This window comes from Streptomyces sp. sk2.1 (assembly GCF_008120935.1).
In the GTDB taxonomy this organism is placed as follows: domain Bacteria; phylum Actinomycetota; class Actinomycetes; order Streptomycetales; family Streptomycetaceae; genus Streptomyces.
The window spans coordinates 744915-762630 of record NZ_RDBO01000020.1; the positions used below are offsets into that span (position 1 = coordinate 744915).

A 17716-nucleotide genomic window follows, 5' to 3' on the forward strand; every position below is an offset into this window, starting at 1 on the left:
GCGGGAGGCAGCCGTGCGCCGTGGACGCGGACACGCCCCGGGCAGCCGTGGCACCGGCGGGGCGCGGGGCCCTGCGGACACGGAGCTCGGGACGGTCGGCGTACACGGTCGCGGTCAGCCCCGTCCGTGCCGGAGCGCCGGGTGGGCGCCCGCGGCGACCAGGTCGGCGACGGCGGCCCGCGGGTCGCGGCCGGTGACCAGGGACTCGCCCACGAGCACCGCGTCGGCGCCCGCGTTGGCGTACGCGATCAGGTCGTGCGGGCCGCGGACACCGGACTCGGCGACCTTGACGAGGTGGTCGGGGATCTCGGGGGCGACGCGCTCGAAGGTGGAGCGGTCGACCTTGAGGTCCTTCAGGTTGCGCGCGTTGACCCCGATGACCTTGGCCCCGGCGTCCACGGCGCGCTCCGCCTCCTCCTCGTCGTGCACCTCGACCAGCGGCGTCAGGCCGATGGACTCGGCGCGCTCGATCAGGGAGACCAGGGCCTCCTGGTCGAGGGCGGCGACGATGAGCAGGGCGAGGTCGGCGCCGTAGGCACGGGCCTCCCAGAGCTGGTACGAGGTGACGATGAAGTCCTTGCGCAGGACCGGGATGTCGACCTTGGCGCGGACGGCCTCCAGGTCGGCGAGGGAACCGCCGAAGCGGCGCTCCTCGGTGAGGACGGAGATGACGGACGCGCCGCCCGCCTCGTAGTCCGCGGCCAGTCCGGCCGGGTCGGCGATCGCGGCCAGGGCCCCCTTGGAGGGGCTGGAGCGCTTGACCTCGCAGATGACGTTGACGCCCTCGCCGCGCAGGGCGGCGGCTCCGTCCTTGGCCGCCGGAGCACGCTGCGCGCGTTCCTTCAGCTCGTCGAGGCTGACACGCGCCTGCCGCTCCGCGAGGTCGGCGCGCACGCCGTCGATGATCTCGTCGAGCACACTCACGCGAGCGGCCCCCTTCCGGGAGGTGATGAGGGAACAGGATCAGCCATGTCAATGCTATCCGCAGGAGGGCGAAGGGCCCGAATCCGCTCGGGAAACGTCCCACCAGCTGAGCATTCAGGGTGCCAGAGCGGAACCGAACGGCAGATTGCGGACGACCGAGAAGACCAGCAGCACGGCCCCGATCGCCCACCACACGGCGGGCCGGACCGCGAGGCCCATGGGCCTGCCCCGGCAGGCGCGGACCACCCAGACCACCCACAGGACGGCGAGGACCGCGTAGCCGGCGACGGCGAGCGCGTTGGAGCCGAGGGCGGTGGCGATGTCGCCGTGCGCGACGGCGTGGGCGCTGCGCAGCCCGCCGCAGCCCGGGCAGTAGAGCCCGGTGAAGCGGAGCAGCGGGCACACGGGGTAGTGGCCGGGCTCGTTGGGGTCCACGGTTCCGACGTAGCCGAAGGCGCCGACGACCAGGGCCATGACGCCCGCCGGCACGGCGAGGCGCCGGGCGCGCGACACGGGCGCGGGCGGCGGTCGTCGGCCTCGCGATGAAGGCAGCGGGCCTCGGCATGCCGAAGGAGTCGGCGGAGATGGCCCGGGCCAGGGCCCGCGCCGCGCAGGCCCAGGTCTCCTGAGGCACGGCATCCGTACCAGCGCGAGGCGCAGCCCGGAGAGGGCTGCGCCTCGCGCTGGTACGGATGCCGTGCCTCAGGAGACCTGGGCCTGCGCGGCGCGGGCCCTGGCCCGGGCCATCTCCGCCGACTCCTTCGGCATGCCGAGGCCCGCTGCCTTCATCGCGAGGCCGACGACGCCGCCGAGGAGGACGACGGCCATTCCGGCCCAGAAGCCGACGGGGTTGGCCGCGACCATGAAGACGCCCGCGACGCAGAAGCCGATGAAGGAGATGATGACACCGGTCCAGGCGGCCGGGGTGTGTCCGTGGCTGCTGCCCGCCATGAGTTGCTCCTTGTTGGTGATGCGCTGTTGGTATCGCTGTGCGCAGGGCCGGTGGCGCCGTTGGTGCCGCCGTGCCGAGAGCTCGGCTTCATTGTCCCGTACGTGCGGGTAGGACGTGAGCTGGGGGTCACACCTCGCGCGTCGGGTCCTCGCCGCGGTCCAGCGCCTTCCACAGGTCCTCGGGCCGGTCCGGGTCCGGGGCGGTGCGGGCGGCCCTGCGGGGGCGGGGGGTGCCGTCCCGCTCGTAGCGGCCCGACATGGTGGGCCAGCGCTTCCCGTAGCGCAGCGCGAGCAGCCCGGCCAGCAGGATCAGCAGGCCGCCGACCGCGGTGACGTAGGGCCACACGGTGTGGCTGAGCGCGTCGATGGTGGCCTGGGTGTCGCCGGTGGTCTGCGCGGCCTTCTCGTCGAGCGCGGCCCGGTCGACGGCGCCGAGGCAGGCGCTCAGTCCGGCGCCGAGGCCGCTGAGGGCGAGGAGCCCGGCGACGACCAGCCGCCCGGCGCCGCGCACCGCGAAGACGGCGACGAGGGCGGCCAGGCCCACCACGGCGAGGGCGGCGGGGAGCCCGGTGACGTCCTGGCCCTCGGCGGCCAGGGGCAGGAAGCCGCCGCCGACCGATGCCCGGCCCTCGGCCCAGGTCTGGCCGGAGGACAGCAGGACGACGGTGGCGCCGGCCGCCCCGAGGAGCAGGCCGGCGGCCAGGCTGCGGCGGCTTCCCGGGGCGTCGGGCGCGGTGACGGCTCGGGGCTGGGGTACGGATACGGCACTCACGTACTCCACTATCCCCTACCGCCTCACGCGCCGCGGAGCCGGTTGGCCGTATGGACGGCGCGCAGCACCGCAGCCGCCTTGTTGCGGCATTCGGTGTCCTCGGCGACCGGGTCGGAGTCGGCGACGACCCCCGCCCCGGCCTGGACGTACGCCGTGCCGTCGCGGAGCAGCGCGGTGCGGATGGCGATGGCGGTGTCGGAGTCCCCGGCGAAGTCGAGGTAGCCGACGCAGCCCCCGTACAGCCCGCGGCGGGTGGGTTCGAGCTCCTCGATGATCTGCATCGCCCGGGGCTTGGGAGCACCGGAGAGGGTGCCCGCGGGGAAGCACGCGGTGAGCACGTCGAAGGCGGTGCGGCCCTCGGCGACGCGGCCGGTGACCGTGGAGACGATGTGCATCACGTGCGAGTAGCGCTCGATGGACATGAAGTCGACGACCTCGACGGTGCCGGGTTCGCAGACCCGTCCCAGGTCGTTGCGGCCGAGGTCGACCAGCATCAGGTGCTCGGCGCGTTCCTTCGGGTCGGCGAGGAGTTCGTCGGCGAGCGCCTGGTCCTCCTGGGGGGTGGCGCCGCGGTGCCGGGTGCCGGCGATCGGGTGGACCATGGCGCGGCCGTCCTCGACCTTGACGAGGGCCTCCGGGCTGGAGCCCGCGATGTCGAAGCCGTCGAACCGGAAGAGGTACATGTACGGGGAGGGGTTGGTGGCGCGCAGCACCCGGTAGACGTCCAGCGCGCTGGCGGCGCAGGGGGTCTGGAAGCGCTGCGAGGGGACGACCTGGAACGCCTCGCCGGCCCTGATGCGTTCCTTCACGTCCTCGACGGCGTCCTGGTACGCCTTGCCGCCCCACAGCGCGGTGTACGGGGGCAGTTCGGACGGCGGGAGGGCGGCGGGGGCGTTCTCGACGGGGCGCGAGAGGTCGCGTTCCATGGCGTCGAGGCGGGCGACGGCGTCCGCGTACGCCTCGTCGACGCCGGTCGAGAGGTCGTTGTGGTTGATCGCGTTGGCGATCAGCAGGACGCTGCCGTCCCTGTGGTCGAGCACGGCCAGGTCCGAGGTGAGCAGCATGGTCAGCTCGGGGAGGTGGAGGTCGTCCTCGGCGCTGTCGCCGATCCGCTCCAGGCGGCGCACGACGTCGTAGCCGAGGTAGCCGACCATGCCTCCGGTGAAGGGCGGCAGTCCGTCGTCGACGACCAGGTCGTGCGGGGTGTGCAGGGTCTCGATGGTGGCGCGCAGGACCTCCAGCGGGTCCCCGTCGACGGGGACGCCGACGGGCGGGACGCCCAGCCAGTGGGCCCGTCCGTCGCGCGCGGTGAGGGTGGCGGCGCTGCGCACCCCGATGAAGGAGTAGCGCGACCAGGTGCGGCCGTTCTCCGCCGACTCCAGGAGGAAGGTGCCGCTGCGCTCGGCCGCGAGCTTGCGGTAGAGCCCGACCGGGGTGTCGCCGTCCGCCAGGAGCCTGCGGCTGACGGGGATGACGCGCCGGTCCACGGCGAGTTTGCGGAAGGTGTCGAGATCCATGGCGGCTGCCCCTACTGCGCGAGTGGGAGGACGTCGGCGTCGAAGCAGGTGCGGTCGCCGGTGTGGCAGGCGGCACCCGTCTGGTCGACCTTGACGAGGACGGTGTCGGCGTCGCAGTCGAGGGCGACGGACTTGACCTGCTGGATGTGGCCCGAGGTGTCGCCCTTGACCCAGTACTCCTGCCGGCTGCGGGACCAGTAGGTGCACCGGCCGGTGGTGAGGGTGCGGTGCAGGGCCTCGTCGTCCATCCAGCCGAGCATCAGCACCTCGCCGGTGTCGTACTGCTGGGCGATGGCCGGGACGAGTCCGTCGGCGCCGCGCTTGAGGCGGGCCGCGATGGCCGGATCGAGGTTGCCGGACGGCGGCGGAGTGCTGGGCGTGGGCTCGCTGGTCATGCGCCCCATTGTGCCGTGGTCGCGGGGGCCGTTCGGCGCGACGTCCACTGGGCGGACCGGGTTCGGCGGCCGTACGCTGGCGAGCATGTCGACCCATGCGAAGCGTGAACGGCTTCTGCTCGCCGATCTGTTGGAGGCGGCGGGCCCGGAGGCCCCGACCCTGTGCCGCGGCTGGACCGCCCGGGACCTGGCCGCCCACGTGGTGGTCCGGGAGCGCCGGCCGGACGCGGCGGGCGGGATTCTGGTGGGCGTGCTGAAGAACCGGCTCGAACGGGTGCAGGCCGAGTTCACCGCGAAGCCGTACGAGGAGCTGATCCAGCTGATCCGCACCGGGCCGCCGCGGTTCTCCCCGTACGCCGTGAAGCAGGTCGACGAGGCCGCCAACACCGTGGAGTTCTACATCCACGCGGAGGACGTCCGCCGGGCCCAGCCGGACTGGTCGCGGCGGGAGCTGGACCCGGTCTTCGCCGATCTGCTGTGGTCGCGCACCGAGCGGACGGCCCGGCTGCTGGGCCGCAGGTCCCCGGTGGGGCTGGTGCTGCGCCGCCCCGACGGGCGGACGGTGGTGGCGCACAAGGGCGTCCCGGTGGTGACGGTGACCGGCGAGCCGGGCGAGCTGCTGCTCTTCGCGTTCGGGCGGCAGGACGCGGCGGCGGTGGAGCTGGCGGGCGACAAGGAGGCGGTGGACCGGCTGGGCACGGCCGAGCTGGGGATGTAAGTCCCACCAGGGGCGTACGGGGGCGGGCTCAGCCCGGGAGTTCCGCGCGGCGCAGCCCGGCGATGGCCAGCCCGGTCACCCCTCCGGCCGCGCACACCGCGGCGCTGGCGACGAAGACCGGGCCGGTCCCCCAGGCGGCGACGGCCGCGCCCGTGACCGGGTAGCCGAGCGGGGCGATCGCGTGGGTGAACAGGGTCGTCACCGAGGTGACCCGGCCGAGGTAGGCGGGTTCGGTGACGGTCTGGATCAGGGCTCCGCACAGGGCGCCGCCGAGGCCGGCGAAGAGCCCGACGCAGCAGGCCGCGGCGACGGCGAGGGGAACCGACGGGACGTGGGCCACGGCCCCGACGGCGACCGCGGCGGCCAGGACCGTCAGGCACATCACCAGTCCGGCGCGCGGCACCCGGCCGCGCACGGCGAGCAGCAGGGCGGACGCGCCGGCCCCGGTCCCGAACCCGGCGACGATCCAGCCCATGCCGGAGGCGCCCCAGCCGCGTTCCCCGGCGAGCAGGACCATGCCGAGGTTGAGCGGTCCGGAGAAGCCCAGTTCGGTGACGGCGACGACGAGGACCAGCGGGCCGAGCAGCGGGTGGCGGCGGATGTGGCGCAGCCCGTCGGCCAGGTCGTGCCGGGCGGTGCCGGACGGTCCGGCGTCCTTCCCGCCGGGCAGCGGCCTGATCCGCAGGGACATCAGCAGCGGCAGCGACACGGCGAAGAGCACCCCGGCCGCGGCGAAGGCGAGCGCCGGGCCGCCGAGGGCCACCGCGAGGCCGCCGAGCGGGGCGCCGACGACGTTGGCGGTGCGGACGGAGAGCCCGCGCAGGCCCTGGACCCGGGCCAGCTGGTCCTCGGTGGTGATCCGGGGCGGCAGGGCGCCGACGGCGGGCAGGAAGAGGGCGTCGACCACGCCGAAGACGAGCCCGACGGCGATCAGCAGCCACAGGGCGGGCGAGGTGAGCAGCAGGGCGCCCGCCAGTCCGAGGACGACCAGGCAGCGGGCGGCGTCGCTGCCGATGACGACGCGGCGCGGTCCGATCCGGTCGGCGAGCACTCCCCCGCCGAGCATCAGCACGGCCCGGGGTATGGAGCCGGCGGCGAGGACGAGGCCGGTCTGGGTCTCGCTGCCGGTGCGGGCGGCGGCCCAGGCGAGCGCCATGTAGTAGACGCTGTCGCCGATCACGGACGCGGTGTGGGCACCGAGCCAGCGCAGGACGTTGGCGTCGCGGTGGGCGGGGCGTCCGGCGGCCTCCGTGGCCGTGCCGGGCTCCACGGGTGTGCCGGGTTCTGCGGTCGTGCGGGAGTCGGTGGCCGTGCCGGGGTCGGTGCCGGTCATGCGGGGCGTCCTTCCGGGTGTCGGTCCGCTCAGGTGCGGAACGGGAATCCGTACAGGTGCAGCGCGACGTTCTCGCGCCCTTCCGTGTCGCCGGCCTCGGCGCGGGTGCGGCCGAGGCTCTCGTAGCGGTTGACCAGCTCGCTCATCTCGCGGCCCAGGTCGGCGAGTTCCTCGGCGGTGAGGCGGGCGAGGTACTCGGAGAAGAACGCGGCGCTGCGCCATTCGGGGGCCCAGCCGCTCGACGAGTCGAGGTAGCGGCGGTACATCTCGATGTGCTGGTCGAAGGAGAGCCGGCTGATGGCGGCGTGCGTGGCGACCTTCTCGGGGGCGTCGCTGAAGTCCTCGTCGTGGAAGGTCAGCCCCTTGGAGGCGGGCTGCCACCAGCGTTCGCGGCCGTCCCTGCCCTGCTGCTCGGCCTCCTCGATCAGGCCGTGGTCGGCGAGCTTGCGCAGGTGGTAGCTGACCAGGGAGACGGCCTCGTCGACCTGTTCGGCGAGCTGGGAGGCGGTGGCGCTGCCCGCGATGTAGAGCGCCCGGTACAGCTTCATCCGCAGAGGGTGTCCGAACGCCTTCAGGGTCTCCAGGTCCGAGACGCGGCGTGATTCGTTGCTTGCCATGCCCCGACCCTAGATACAAAAGAAAACTTGCGCAATATTTATTGCGCAAGAGAAGTTGTGGACTTTCGGGGCGGGGCCGGACCGGAACGGGGCCGAAAAGCCGATCGCCGGACGGGCCATGGCGGCCCGTCCGGCGATCGATGGGGTGGTACGGGGTCAGCGGACCGGGTGTCCGGCCTCCCTGAGCGCGTCCTTGACCTCGGAGATCCGCAGATCGCCGAAGTGGAAGACGGAGGCGGCGAGCACCGCGTCGGCCCCCGCCGCGATGGCGGGCGCGAAGTGGGCGAGCCGGCCCGCGCCGCCGGAGGCGATGACGGGGACGGTCACGTGCTTGCGGACCGCCGTGATCATCTCGGTGTCGTAGCCGTCCTTGGTGCCGTCCGCGTCCATCGAGTTGAGCAGGATCTCGCCCGCGCCCAGCTCGGCGGCGCGGTGCGCCCATTCGACGGCGTCCATGCCGGTGCCCCTGCGGCCGCCGTGCGTGGTGACCTCGAAGGTGCCCTCGGGGGTGCGCCGGGCGTCCACCGAGAGCACCAGGACCTGACGGCCGAAACGCTCGGCGATCTCCCGGACGAGGTCGGGGCGGGCGATGGCGGCGGTGTTGACGCCGACCTTGTCCGCGCCGGCCCGCAGCAGCTTGTCGACGTCCTCGGCGGTGCGGACGCCGCCGCCGACCGTCAGCGGGATGAAGACCTGCTCGGCGGTGCGGCGCACCACGTCGTAGGTGGTCTCCCGGTCGCCGCTGGAGGCGGTGATGTCCAGGAAGGTCAGCTCGTCGGCGCCCTCGGCGTCGTACAGCTTCGCCATCTCGACGGGGTCGCCCGCGTCGCGCAGGTTCTGGAAGTTGACGCCCTTGACGACCCGGCCGTTGTCGACGTCCAGGCAGGGGATGACGCGTACCGCGAGGCTCATCGCGCACCTGCCCGGTACGCCTCGACCTCGACCTCGACGACCAGGCTCGGGTCCACCAGACCGGCGACGACGACCATCGTCGCGACGGGGCGGACCTCGCCGAAGAGCTCCTTGTGGGCCCGGCCGACCTCCTCCGTGTCCCGGACGTGCGTGACGTACATCCGGGTGCGGACGACGTCCTCGCGGCCCAGGCCGAACTGCTTCAGCGCGTCGAGGGCGACCTTGAAGGAGGTGACGGTCTGCTCGTACGGGCCGCCTGCGGAGATCTGGCCGTTCTCCACCGAGGTGCAGCCCGCGACCAGGACGAGCCCGTTCGGCAGCTCCACCGCGCGGGAGTAGCCGAACCGCTCCTCCCACGGGGCGCCCGAGGAGACCCGGTTGACCGAGTCGCTCATCCGGAGACCACCTGGAGGGCTTCTTCGAGGGTGAACGCCTTCGCGTACAACGCCTTGCCGACGATCGCGCCCTCGACGCCCTCCGGGACGAGCGAGGCGATGGCCCGCAGGTCGTCCAGCGAGGAGACGCCGCCGGAGGCGACGACCGGCTTGTCGGTGGCGGCGCAGACGTTCTTCAGGAGTTCCAGGTTGGGGCCCTGGAGCGTGCCGTCCTTGGCGATGTCGGTGACGACGTAGCGGGCGCAGCCCTCGGAGTCGAGGCGGGTGAGTGTCTCGTAGAGGTCGCCGCCGTCACGGGTCCAGCCCCGGCCGCGCAGCGTCGTGCCGCGGACGTCGAGGCCGACGGCGATCTGGTCGCCGTGCTCGGCGATGACCTTGGCGACCCATTCCGGGGTCTCCAGGGCGGCGGTGCCGAGGTTGACCCGGCGGCAGCCGGTGGCGAGGGCCGCGGCGAGCGAGTCGTCGTCGCGGATGCCGCCGGAGAGTTCGACCTTGATGTCCATGGCACCGGCCACCTCGGCGATCAGCGCGCGGTTGTCACCGGTGCCGAAGGCGGCGTCCAGGTCGACGAGGTGCAGCCACTCGGCGCCGGCGCGCTGCCAGGCGAGGGCGGCCTCCAGCGGGGACCCGTAGGAGGTCTCGGAGCCGGACTCGCCGTGGACGAGCCGGACGGCCTGTCCGTCACGGACATCGACGGCGGGGAGCAGTTCAAGCTTCGGCATTACAGCGTCTCGATCCAGTTGGTCAGCAGCTGGGCGCCGGCATCGCCGGACTTCTCGGGGTGGAACTGGGTGGCCCACAGGGCGCCGTTCTCCACGGCGGCGACGAACGGCTCGCCGTGGGTGGCCCAGGTGACCCGGGGTGCGCGGATCTTGGGGTTGGTGACTTCCAGGCTCCAGTCGTGCACCGCGTAGGAGTGCACGAAGTAGAACCGGGCCTCGGGGTCGAGGCCGGCGAAGAGCTGGGAGTCCTCGGGGGCCCGCACGGTGTTCCAGCCCATGTGCGGGACGACCGGGGCCTTCAGCGGGGCGACGGTGCCGGGCCACTCGTCCAGCCCCTCCGTCTCCACGCCGTGCTCGATGCCGCGCTCGAAGAGGATCTGCATCCCGACGCAGATGCCCATGACGGGGCGGCCGCCGGAGAGCCTGCGGCCGATGACCCATTCGCCGCGGGCCTTCCGCAGCCCCTCCATGCAGGCGGAGAACGCTCCGACGCCGGGCACCAGCAGCCCGTCGGCGTTCATCGCCTTCTCGTAGTCGCGGGTGATCTCGACGTCCGCGCCGACGTGGGCGAGGGCCCGCTCGGCGGAGCGGACGTTGCCGAATCCGTAGTCGAAGACGACGACCTTCTTCTTGCCGCTCTTCATCCGGTCGCTCTTGTTCCGTTCGCTCACGAGCCGCGCCTCAGTCCCAGAGTCCCTGGATCCGCATGACGCCCGCGAGCAGGCACATGAAGGATCCGATGCCGAGCAGGACTATGACCCCGCGGGGCATCTTCTGCTTCGAGAAGGAGTAGACGCCGCCGGCCAGGAACAGGCCGACGACGATCAGGATGGTGCTGAGGCCGGTCACAGCGCGCCCTTCGTGGAGGGGAGGATGCCGGCGGCGCGCGGGTCGTGCTCGCTGGCGTAACGCAGGGCGCGGGCGAGCGCCTTGAACTGGCATTCCACGATGTGGTGGGCGTTGCGCCCGTACGGTACGTGGACGTGCAGGGCGATCTGCGCCTGGGCGACGAAGGACTCCAGGATGTGCCGGGTCATCGTCGTGTCGTACGTGCCGATCATCGGCGCCATGTTCTCCGGCTCGGTGTGCACCAGGTACGGCCGGCCGGAGAGGTCGACGGTGACCTGGGCGAGCGACTCGTCCAGCGGGACGGTGCAGTTGCCGAAGCGGTAGATGCCGACCTTGTCGCCGAGGGCCTGCCGGAACGCCGCGCCGAGCGCGAGGGCGGTGTCCTCGATGGTGTGGTGCGTGTCGATGTGCAGGTCGCCGTCGGTCTTGACGGTGAGGTCGAAGAGCCCGTGCCGGCCGAGCTGGTCGAGCATGTGGTCGTAGAAACCGACCCCGGTCGACACGTCGACCTTGCCGGAGCCGTCGAGATCGATCTCGACGAGCACCGAGGTCTCCTTGGTGGTGCGTTCGACTCTTCCTACGCGGGCCGCGCGAGTCATGCGTCGTGCTCCTTCTTCAGTTCGCGTACCGCGTCGAGGAACGCGTCGTTCTCTGCCGGGGTGCCCGCGGAGACCCGCAGCCATCCCGGTACGCCGTTGTCCCGGACCAGGACGCCCCGGTCGAGGATCTGCCGCCAGACCGTGTGGCTGTCGGGGAAGCGACCGAACTGGACGAAGTTGGCGTCCGAGTCGACGACCTCGTAGCCCAGCGCGCGCAGCTCCGCGACGATCCGGTCGCGTTCGCCCTTGAGCCGGTCGACGTACGCGAGCAGCGTATCGGTGTGCTCCAGGGCGGCGAGCGCGGTGGCCTGGGTGATGGAGGACAGGTGGTACGGCAGGCGCACCAGCTGGACCGCGTCCACCACCGCCGGGTCGGCGGCGAGGTAGCCCAGGCGCAGTCCGGCGGCGCCGAACGCCTTGGACATGGTGCGCGAGAGCACCATGTTCGGCCGGCCCTCGATCAGCGGGAGCAGCGAGGGGCGGTGGCTGAACTCGCCGTACGCCTCGTCGACGACGACCATCGACGGCTTGGCCGCCTGCGCGGCCTCGTACAGGGCGAGGACGGTGTCGGCGTCGACGGCGGTGCCGGTGGGGTTGTTGGGCGAGGTGATGAAGACGATGTCGGGGCGCCGCTCGGCGATGACCTTCCGGGCGGCCTCGACGTCGATGGTGAAGTCCTCGTTGCGCGGTCCGGAGATCCAGCCGGTTCCGGTGCCGCGGGCGATGAGGGCGTGCATGGAGTACGAGGGCTCGAAGCCGATCGCGGTGCGGCCGGGGCCGCCGAAGGCCTGGAGCAGCTGCTGGAGCACCTCGTTGGAGCCGTTGGCCGCCCAGACCTCGGCGGGGCCGACCTCGTACCCGGCGGTGCGGGTGAGGTAGCGGGCCAGTTCCGTACGGAGCTCGACGGCGTCCCGGTCGGGGTAGCGGTTGAGGTCGCGGGCGGCCTCGCGGACCCGCTCGGCGATCCGATCGACGAGCTCCTCGGGCAGCGGGTAGGGGTTCTCGTTGGTGTTCAGCCGTACGGGCACGTCGAGCTGCGGTGCCCCGTACGGCGACTTGCCGCGCAGTTCGTCGCGGATCGGGAGGTCGTCGATGCGGGTGGCCCCGCGGGGGGTGTTGCCGTGCGTCACTGCTGCGGAACCTTCCAGCCGAACCTGGCCTTGAGCGCGGCGCCGTGGGCGGGGAGGTCCTCCGCCTCGGCGAGGGTCACGACGTGGTGGGTGACCTCGGCGAGCGCGTCGCGCGTGTAGTCGACGATGTGGATGCCGCGCAGGAAGGACTGCACGGAGAGCCCGGACGAGTGGCAGGCGCAACCGCCCGTCGGCAGCACGTGGTTGGAGCCCGCGCAGTAGTCGCCGAGCGAGACCGGGGACCAGGGGCCGACGAAGATCGCGCCGGCGTTGCGGACCCGCTGGGCGACGGCGGCGGCGTCGGCGGTCTGGATCTCCAGGTGCTCGGCGGCGTACGCGTCGACGACCTTGAGGCCGTCCGCCAGGTCGTCGACCAGGACGATCGCGGACTGGCGGCCGGCCAGTGCGGGTTCGATCCGGTCGGTGACGTGCTTGGTCGCGGCGATCTGCGGCTTCAGCTCGGCCTCGGTGGCGGCGGCCAGCTCCGCGGAGTCGGTGACGAGGACGGCGGCGGCCATCGGGTCGTGCTCGGCCTGGCTGATCAGGTCGGCGGCGACGTGCACCGGGTCGGCGGTGGAGTCCGCGAGGATCGCGATCTCGGTGGGACCGGCCTCCGCGTCGATGCCGATGCGGCCCTTGAGGAGCCGCTTGGCGGCGGCGACGTAGATGTTGCCGGGGCCGGTGACGAGGTTCACCGGGGGGCACTCGTCCGTCCCGTACGCGAACATCGCGACGGCCTGGGCGCCGCCGGCCGCGTACACCTCGTCGACGCCGAGCAGGGCGCAGGCGGCGAGGATGGTCGGGTGCGGCAGGCCGCCGAAGTCCTTCTGCGGCGGGGAGGCCACGGCGACGCCCTCGACGCCCGCCTCCTGGGCCGGCACGACGTTCATGACGACGGACGACGGGTAGACGGAGCGCCCGCCCGGCACGTACAGCCCGACGCGCTCGACCGGCACCCACTTCTCGGTGACGGTGCCGCCGGGGACGACCTGGGTGGTGTGCGTGGTGCGGCGCTGTTCGCGGTGGACGAGGCGGGCGCGGCGGATCGACTCCTCCAGGGCGGCCCGGACGTCGGGGTCGAGGTTCTCGGCGGCCTCGGCGATCGCCGAGGCCGGGACACGGATCGATTCGAGCCGTACGCCGTCGAATTTCTCCCCCCACTCGATCACTGCCGCGGAGCCGCGATGGCGTACGTCCTCGCAGATGGGCCGCACCGTCTCCAGGGCGGCTTCCACGTCGAACTCGGCACGGGGCAGCAGGTCGCGCAGGGCTCCGCCCTCGGGGAGGACGTCGCCGCGCAGATCGATTCGAGAGATCACACCGCAATTCTCGCAGACCGTCTCCGGCATCCGGTCGTCCGTATCACTGGCTGATACGTGTTCTGGACGCCTTCCGGCCGTACTCGATGACTGATGGCGTTCACCTCGTCACTCAGCGGGAAGAACAGCTTGGAAGTGGAAGGGGGAATCGTGACCGAGCCGCACGACGGTGATTTTCCGGATGGTCTCAGCGCGGCCGAGCTGGGCATGTGGCAGTCGTTCCGGAACGGCAGTACCTACGATCTGCGCGCCCGCGACCCGGCGCGGGACGATCCGTTCGCGCCCCGGATCTGGGGCCCCGAACGCAGTGTGGACGGGCGCGTCGTCGCCCGGCTGCTGCTGTCCGGGCCGCCGCCGAGGCCGGGCCGGGTCGCCGCGCTGAAGCTGCGGGGCGTGCGGATCACCGGGACGCTCGACCTCGCGGGCGGGCGTGTCTCGCCGTACGTCGAGATGACCGGCTGCCGTTTCGAGAACGAGGTGGTGCTGCCCGAGTGCCACTTCACGACACTGCGGATCGTGGGCTGCGCGATGCCCCGGCTGGAGGCGGCCCGGCTGCGGACCGAGGGCGATCTGCACCTGCCGCGCTGCCGGGTCGAGCGCGGCATCCGGCTGACCGACGCCCAGATCGGCACGGATCTACTGATCAACCAGATCGAGATCGGTCCGGACCGGGGCGGTCGCGCCCTGGCCGCCGACGGGCTGTCGGTCGCCCAGGACCTCCAGGCGGAGCTGGTGGAGGCGCGCGGCGAGCTGAGTCTGCGCGGGGCGAAGGTCGGCGGTTCGCTGAGCCTGCGCGGCAGCCGGCTGCGGGGCAGGGACGGGCGGCGCGCGCTGAACGCCCCGCAGCTGACCGTGGAGCGGACGCTGTACATGAGCGAGGCGTGGGTGAGCGTCGACACCGGCATCCAGGGCACCACTCCCCCGTTCGGCATCGTCATGGCGTCGACCCCGGCGAGCGGCACCCGGTCGCAGACCTTCGAGTGCCGCGGCGGGGTACGGCTCGACGACGGGCGGTTCGGCGACGCGGTCGACCTGCACAAGGCGCGGTTCGTGCTGGGCCGGCACGAGGAGCTGTCGCTGCGCCGGATCGTCACCCCGGAGCTGCGGTTCAACGCGGAGCGGCCGGACGAGGGCCGGGTCGTGCTGAACGGCGCGAAGGTCGTCACGCTGATCGACGTGTCGACCAGCTGGCCGGGGCCCGGCGGCCTGGCGATGGGCGGTTTCGTGTACGAGAACCTCGTCCCGTACGGGCACTTCCCGCTCTCCCGGCGCCTGGAGTGGGTGGCGGCGGCGACTCCGGAGTACGTGCCGGAGCCGTACGAGCGGCTCGCGACGGTGCTGCGCAACTGCGGGGAGGACGCGGACGCCCGCGAGGTGCTGCTGGCCAAGCAGCGGCGGCGGCGCGAGACGCTGCCGCTCGCCGCGAAGCTCTGGGGCTTCCTGCAGGACTGGGCGGTGGCGTACGGCTACCGGCCGGGACGGGCGGCGGTCTGGATGGCGCTGCTCTGGGCGGCGGGGGCGCTGGCCTTCTCCCGGCAGATGCCGGCGCCGATCAAGCCGGACGAGCACCCGGAGTGGAACGCGCCGCTGTACGCGCTGGACCTGCTGATCCCGGTGATCAACCTGGGCCAGGACGGTTACTGGCGGATGGAGGGCGGCTGGCAGTGGGCCGCGGCCGTGCTGGTCCTGCTGGGCTGGATACTGGCCACGACGGTCGCGACGGGCGCCACCCGGCTGCTGCGCCGGGGCTGACCGGATTCCGGCCACGGGCGGGCCGGCGGCCGAGGGCCGGCCCGCCCGGAATCCCTTGCGCGGCACGCCCCGCGCGGGGGTTCCGGGCCGTGGTCGAACGTCCGGACGGGCCGCGTCCGCACCATCGGACAGCACCGGCCTCAGCGACAGGAACAAGCCAGATTCCGCGCTTTCCTTTACTCTTTCTTGACTCGGTCGAATACAACCCCTTCACTCGGCACCAAAGCTTCACAGCACGCCTCTGGCGCCGCCCCGACCAGCGCTTTTCAATGGTCTGCACCATGCCATTCCTCCGCGCTCTGCTCCGTACCGCGGGCCGGTTCCGGCGCTCCCCACAGGGCTCCGCCGAACTGCCCGCGGACGACACGGTGCTGCTCGACGCCCCCGACGAGCGGCTCTCCCCGGCGCTGGTCGCCGCCGCCCTCGGGGAGTACGAGCCTGCCGCGAAGCTCCTCGCCACCACCCGGGACGGCGCCGAGTGGGAGAACCGGGACCGCTACCTCGTCCGGCTCGTCGCCTTCGCCCGCAGCCGCGACGGCTGGCTGACCGACTGGCTGGCCGCCGCCCCGCACGACCCGGACGCCCTGCTCGTCAAGGCACAACTGGCGGTCCGCCGGGCCTGGGAGTCGCCCGCCAGGAGCGAGCAGCTGCGCGAGGTGGGGCCACTGATCACCGCGGCGGCCGAGAGCGATCCGCGCGACCCGGTGCCCTGGCGGCTCGCGCTCGACCACGCGCGCGGCACCCACGCCACGCACACCGTGTTCGAGGCGCTGTGGGAACAGGCCGTGCGGCGCTCCTCGCACCACTACGGCTGCCACGTCGCGGCACTGCGCTACCTCTCCGCGGCCTGGTACGGCTCGCACCGCGAGTGCTTCGACTTCGCCGAGCGGGCCGCCGAGGACTCGCTGCCCGGCTCGCTGGTCCAGGCGCTGCCGCTGCGGGCCGCCTTCGCCCTGCTGGTCGAGGGGCCCGGGGCCCGGACCACCTCGGTGCAGGAGGAGCGGATCGACGCGGCGGCGGATCTGGCGATCACGCTGTCCGCCTCGTTCGCGCCGGGCGACCCCTGGCCGGCCGAGGTCCGCAACCTGCTGGCGTTCGTGCTGGTCGCCCGGGGCCGCTGGGCCGAGGCGCTGGAACAGTTCCGGCGAATCGGACCCCACGCGGCGTCGTTCCCGTGGTCGTCGGTCTCCGACGATCCGCTCGGCCGGTTCCTGGAGGCGAGGGACGACGCGCGGCTCCGGGTGGCCTGCGGGACACTCATGCCGGACCGGGCCGACCGGGGCCGTACCCGCGGCCATTACGCTTGAGCGTTGTGACCACCGCTCGCCTGCCCCTGTTCCCGCTGAACGTGGTGCTGTTCCCCGGCCTCGTGCTGCCGCTGAACGTCTTCGAGGAACGTTATCGCGCCATGATGCGCGAGCTGCTGAAGACCGACGAGGACGAACCCCGGCGCTTCGCCGTGGTCGCGATCCGCGACGGCCGCGAGACCGCCCCGACGGCCCTGGGGATGCCGGACGAGGTGAACGCCACCGCCGAGCGCGGCCCCGCGGACGGCTTCGGCCCCGATCCCGTGCAGTCCTTCCACCGGGTCGGCTGCGTCGCCGACGCGGCGAAGATCCGGGAACGGCCGGACGGCAGTTTCGAGGTGCTCGCGACCGGCACCACCCGGGTCAGGCTGCTCTCCGTCGACGCGAGCGGCCCCTTCCTGACGGCCGAGCTCGAAGAGCTGGACGAGGAGCCCGGCGAGGAGGCGGGGGCGCTCGCCGAGGGCGTGCTGCGGGCCTTCCGCGGCTACCAGAAGCGACTGGCCGGGGCGAGCGAACGCTCCCTGACCACCGGCGCGGAGCTGCCCGACGACCCCTCGGTCGTCTCCTACCTGGTCGCGGCGGCGGCCGTGCTCGACATCCCGGCCAAGCAGCGGCTGCTCCAGGCCCCCGACACCGCCACCCGGCTGCGCGAGGAACTGACGCTGCTGCGCTCCGAGACCGCCGTCATCCGGCATCTGCCGTCGCTGCCCGCGGTGGACCTGACCCGCGCCCCGACCCACCCCAACTGATCCGGCCGGCCCGGCCGGCGACGAGCGACCCGAGGACCGTTCCCCCGTGGCGAAGAAGCCGAAGAAGCAGCAACAGTCCGGCGGCACCCCGGCCACGGTCGCCCTGACCGCGGCCGGCACGGCGTTCACCGTCCACGCCTACGACCACGACCCGGCGTCCGCCTCCTACGGCGAGGAGGCGGCCCAGGCCCTGGGCGTCTCCCCCGACCGGGTGTTCAAGACCCTCGTCGCGGACGTCGACGGCACCCTCACCGTGGCCGTCGTCCCGGTGGCCGGCTCGCTGGACCTCAAGGCCCTGGCCTCCGCGGTGGGCGGCAAGCGCGCCACGATGGCCGACCCGGCGGCCGCGGAGCGCACCACCGGCTACGTCCGCGGCGGCATCTCGCCCCTGGGCCAGCGCAAGCGGCTGCGCACGGTGCTGGACGCCTCGGCCCGGTCCCACGCGACGATCTGCGTCTCGGCGGGCCGCCGCGGCCTGGAGGTGGAGCTCTCCCCCGGGGACCTGGCGTCGCTCACCGGCGCGGTGTTCGCGGAGATCGGCCGGGGCGCGTAGCACCCCTCCGGCGATTCGGGCCCGCACGGGTGCCCCGTCGCCCGGCCGATCTCCGCGAACACCGCGCCGGTGAGCGACGCCAGGTCCCCGGGGGAGAGCTCCACCTCCAGGCCGCGGCGGCCCGCCGAGACGCAGATCGTCGCGTGGGACCGGGCCGAGGCGTCCAGCACCGTGCGCAGCCGCTTGCGCTGGCCCGCTGGCC

21 protein-coding genes and 2 pseudogenes are annotated in these 17716 nt (G+C 73.1%); 6 read left to right on the forward strand and 17 right to left on the reverse strand.

Going from position 1 to position 17716, the window contains the following annotated elements; all coding sequences use genetic code 11:
• Positions 1 to 114 precede the first annotated feature (114 nt).
• Together trpC and EAO76_RS06840 are read right to left on the reverse strand one after the other, a co-directional pair.
• Positions 115 to 924 (reverse strand): indole-3-glycerol phosphate synthase TrpC, encoded by an 810-nt coding sequence (gene trpC, locus EAO76_RS06835; protein WP_148834324.1) that lies wholly within the window; start codon positions 922 to 924, stop codon positions 115 to 117.
• A gap of 114 nt (positions 925 to 1038) precedes the next feature.
• A complete protein-coding gene (locus tag EAO76_RS06840) occupies positions 1039 to 1437 on the reverse strand; it encodes a DUF2752 domain-containing protein (RefSeq protein WP_351829873.1) in 399 nt (132 codons plus the stop codon).
• A gap of 11 nt (positions 1438 to 1448) precedes the next feature.
• On the opposite strand from EAO76_RS06840, the pseudogene EAO76_RS47270 reads away from it, so the two are divergent.
• Positions 1449 to 1553 (forward strand): annotated as a pseudogene (locus EAO76_RS47270) (HGxxPAAW family protein); the annotation flags it as partial.
• Between the two features lie 73 nt (positions 1554 to 1626).
• Here EAO76_RS47270 and EAO76_RS06845 read toward each other — a convergent pair.
• The 4 genes from EAO76_RS06845 to hisI form a co-directional block, all read right to left on the reverse strand.
• Positions 1627 to 1875: an HGxxPAAW family protein gene (locus EAO76_RS06845; RefSeq protein ID WP_148834328.1), complete on the reverse strand. Its 249-nt coding sequence runs from the start codon at positions 1873 to 1875 to the stop codon at positions 1627 to 1629.
• 127 nt (positions 1876 to 2002) lie between these two features.
• Positions 2003 to 2656 carry a TIGR02234 family membrane protein gene (locus EAO76_RS06850; RefSeq protein WP_148834330.1) on the reverse strand — a complete coding sequence of 218 codons (654 nt, stop codon included), beginning with the start codon at positions 2654 to 2656 and terminating at the stop codon, positions 2003 to 2005.
• 14 nt (positions 2657 to 2670) lie between these two features.
• Positions 2671 to 4164 carry an anthranilate synthase component I gene (locus EAO76_RS06855; protein ID WP_148834332.1) on the reverse strand — a complete coding sequence of 498 codons (1494 nt, stop codon included), beginning with the start codon at positions 4162 to 4164 and terminating at the stop codon, positions 2671 to 2673.
• An 11-nt stretch (positions 4165 to 4175) separates the two neighbouring features.
• Positions 4176 to 4559, reverse strand: coding sequence for a phosphoribosyl-AMP cyclohydrolase (gene hisI, locus EAO76_RS06860; protein ID WP_148834334.1), 384 nt, complete (start codon positions 4557 to 4559; stop codon positions 4176 to 4178).
• A gap of 85 nt (positions 4560 to 4644) precedes the next feature.
• On the opposite strand from hisI, the gene EAO76_RS06865 reads away from it, so the two are divergent.
• Positions 4645 to 5277 (forward strand): TIGR03085 family metal-binding protein, encoded by a 633-nt coding sequence (locus EAO76_RS06865; RefSeq protein ID WP_148834336.1) that lies wholly within the window; start codon positions 4645 to 4647, stop codon positions 5275 to 5277.
• A 28-nt stretch (positions 5278 to 5305) separates the two neighbouring features.
• Here EAO76_RS06865 and EAO76_RS06870 read toward each other — a convergent pair whose 3' ends face one another.
• The 10 genes from EAO76_RS06870 to hisD all read right to left on the reverse strand — a co-directional run bounded on the left by EAO76_RS06870 (position 5306) and on the right by hisD (position 13153).
• Complete coding sequence (locus EAO76_RS06870) at positions 5306 to 6610, reverse strand: MFS transporter (RefSeq protein ID WP_148834338.1); 1305 nt, start codon at positions 6608 to 6610, stop codon at positions 5306 to 5308.
• Positions 6611 to 6639: 29 nt separating this feature from the next.
• Positions 6640 to 7227: a transcriptional regulator gene (locus EAO76_RS06875; RefSeq protein ID WP_148834340.1), complete on the reverse strand. Its 588-nt coding sequence runs from the start codon at positions 7225 to 7227 to the stop codon at positions 6640 to 6642.
• A gap of 156 nt (positions 7228 to 7383) precedes the next feature.
• Positions 7384 to 8139, reverse strand: coding sequence for an imidazole glycerol phosphate synthase subunit HisF (hisF, locus tag EAO76_RS06880; RefSeq protein WP_148834342.1), 756 nt, complete (start codon positions 8137 to 8139; stop codon positions 7384 to 7386).
• Complete coding sequence (locus EAO76_RS06885) at positions 8136 to 8534, reverse strand: RidA family protein (RefSeq protein ID WP_148834343.1); 399 nt, start codon at positions 8532 to 8534, stop codon at positions 8136 to 8138. Before EAO76_RS06885 ends, hisF begins: the two co-directional genes overlap by 4 nt.
• A complete protein-coding gene (gene priA / locus EAO76_RS06890) occupies positions 8531 to 9256 on the reverse strand; it encodes a bifunctional 1-(5-phosphoribosyl)-5-((5-phosphoribosylamino)methylideneamino)imidazole-4-carboxamide isomerase/phosphoribosylanthranilate isomerase PriA (RefSeq protein ID WP_148834345.1) in 726 nt (241 codons plus the stop codon). The genes EAO76_RS06885 and priA overlap by 4 nt, the downstream gene beginning before the upstream one ends.
• A complete protein-coding gene (gene hisH / locus EAO76_RS06895) occupies positions 9256 to 9900 on the reverse strand; it encodes an imidazole glycerol phosphate synthase subunit HisH (RefSeq protein ID WP_148835609.1) in 645 nt (214 codons plus the stop codon). The genes priA and hisH overlap by 1 nt, the downstream gene beginning before the upstream one ends.
• 37 nt (positions 9901 to 9937) lie before the next feature.
• The gene (locus tag EAO76_RS44360) at positions 9938 to 10105 is read right to left on the reverse strand and encodes a hypothetical protein (protein WP_187438482.1); all 168 of its coding nucleotides are present in this window, start codon (positions 10103 to 10105) and stop codon (positions 9938 to 9940) included.
• Positions 10102 to 10704 (reverse strand): imidazoleglycerol-phosphate dehydratase HisB, encoded by a 603-nt coding sequence (hisB, locus tag EAO76_RS06900; protein ID WP_148834347.1) that lies wholly within the window; start codon positions 10702 to 10704, stop codon positions 10102 to 10104. Before hisB ends, EAO76_RS44360 begins: the two co-directional genes overlap by 4 nt.
• On the reverse strand, positions 10701 to 11834 hold the full coding sequence (locus EAO76_RS06905) for a histidinol-phosphate transaminase (protein ID WP_148834349.1): 1134 nt from the start codon (positions 11832 to 11834) through the stop codon (positions 10701 to 10703). Before EAO76_RS06905 ends, hisB begins: the two co-directional genes overlap by 4 nt.
• Positions 11831 to 13153, reverse strand: a complete 1323-nt coding sequence (gene hisD, locus EAO76_RS06910; RefSeq protein WP_148834351.1) for a histidinol dehydrogenase — start codon at positions 13151 to 13153, stop codon at positions 11831 to 11833. Before hisD ends, EAO76_RS06905 begins: the two co-directional genes overlap by 4 nt.
• Before the next feature lie 150 nt (positions 13154 to 13303).
• On the opposite strand from hisD, the gene EAO76_RS06915 reads away from it, so the two are divergent.
• The 4 genes from EAO76_RS06915 (at position 13304) to ybaK (ending at position 17514) form a co-directional block, all read left to right on the forward strand.
• On the forward strand, positions 13304 to 14905 hold the full coding sequence (locus EAO76_RS06915) for an oxidoreductase (RefSeq protein WP_148834353.1): 1602 nt from the start codon (positions 13304 to 13306) through the stop codon (positions 14903 to 14905).
• A gap of 281 nt (positions 14906 to 15186) precedes the next feature.
• Positions 15187 to 16212: a hypothetical protein gene (locus tag EAO76_RS06920; protein ID WP_376301218.1), complete on the forward strand. Its 1026-nt coding sequence runs from the start codon at positions 15187 to 15189 to the stop codon at positions 16210 to 16212.
• Positions 16213 to 16217: 5 nt separating this feature from the next.
• Positions 16218 to 16961 carry an LON peptidase substrate-binding domain-containing protein gene (locus tag EAO76_RS06925; RefSeq protein WP_148834357.1) on the forward strand — a complete coding sequence of 248 codons (744 nt, stop codon included), beginning with the start codon at positions 16218 to 16220 and terminating at the stop codon, positions 16959 to 16961.
• 46 nt (positions 16962 to 17007) lie between these two features.
• The gene (gene ybaK / locus EAO76_RS06930; protein WP_148834359.1) at positions 17008 to 17514 is read left to right on the forward strand and encodes a Cys-tRNA(Pro) deacylase; all 507 of its coding nucleotides are present in this window, start codon (positions 17008 to 17010) and stop codon (positions 17512 to 17514) included.
• Positions 17515 to 17552: 38 nt separating this feature from the next.
• On the opposite strand, the pseudogene EAO76_RS47490 reads toward ybaK, so the two are convergent.
• Positions 17553 to 17716 (reverse strand): annotated as a pseudogene (locus tag EAO76_RS47490) (Cys-tRNA(Pro) deacylase); the annotation flags it as partial.

Excerpts from the sequence above, each read along its gene's own strand:
- EAO76_RS06855 (WP_148834332.1), bottom strand. The coding sequence starts at position 4,164 with ATGGATCTCGACACCTTCCGCAAACTCGCCGTGGACCGGCGCGTCATC.
- hisI (WP_148834334.1), bottom strand. The coding sequence starts at position 4,559 with ATGACCAGCGAGCCCACGCCCAGCACTCCGCCGCCGTCCGGCAACCTC.
- EAO76_RS06875 (WP_148834340.1), bottom strand. The coding sequence starts at position 7,227 with ATGGCAAGCAACGAATCACGCCGCGTCTCGGACCTGGAGACCCTGAAG.
- hisB (WP_148834347.1), bottom strand. The coding sequence starts at position 10,704 with ATGACTCGCGCGGCCCGCGTAGGAAGAGTCGAACGCACCACCAAGGAG.
- hisF (WP_148834342.1), bottom strand. The coding sequence starts at position 8,139 with ATGAGCCTCGCGGTACGCGTCATCCCCTGCCTGGACGTCGACAACGGC.
- priA (WP_148834345.1), bottom strand. The coding sequence starts at position 9,256 with ATGCCGAAGCTTGAACTGCTCCCCGCCGTCGATGTCCGTGACGGACAG.
- EAO76_RS06885 (WP_148834343.1), bottom strand. The coding sequence starts at position 8,534 with ATGAGCGACTCGGTCAACCGGGTCTCCTCGGGCGCCCCGTGGGAGGAG.
- EAO76_RS06845 (WP_148834328.1), bottom strand. The coding sequence starts at position 1,875 with ATGGCGGGCAGCAGCCACGGACACACCCCGGCCGCCTGGACCGGTGTC.
- EAO76_RS06920 (WP_376301218.1), top strand. The coding sequence starts at position 15,187 with ATGCCATTCCTCCGCGCTCTGCTCCGTACCGCGGGCCGGTTCCGGCGC.
- hisH (WP_148835609.1), bottom strand. The coding sequence starts at position 9,900 with ATGAAGAGCGGCAAGAAGAAGGTCGTCGTCTTCGACTACGGATTCGGC.
- EAO76_RS06865 (WP_148834336.1), top strand. The coding sequence starts at position 4,645 with ATGTCGACCCATGCGAAGCGTGAACGGCTTCTGCTCGCCGATCTGTTG.
- EAO76_RS06870 (WP_148834338.1), bottom strand. The coding sequence starts at position 6,610 with ATGACCGGCACCGACCCCGGCACGGCCACCGACTCCCGCACGACCGCA.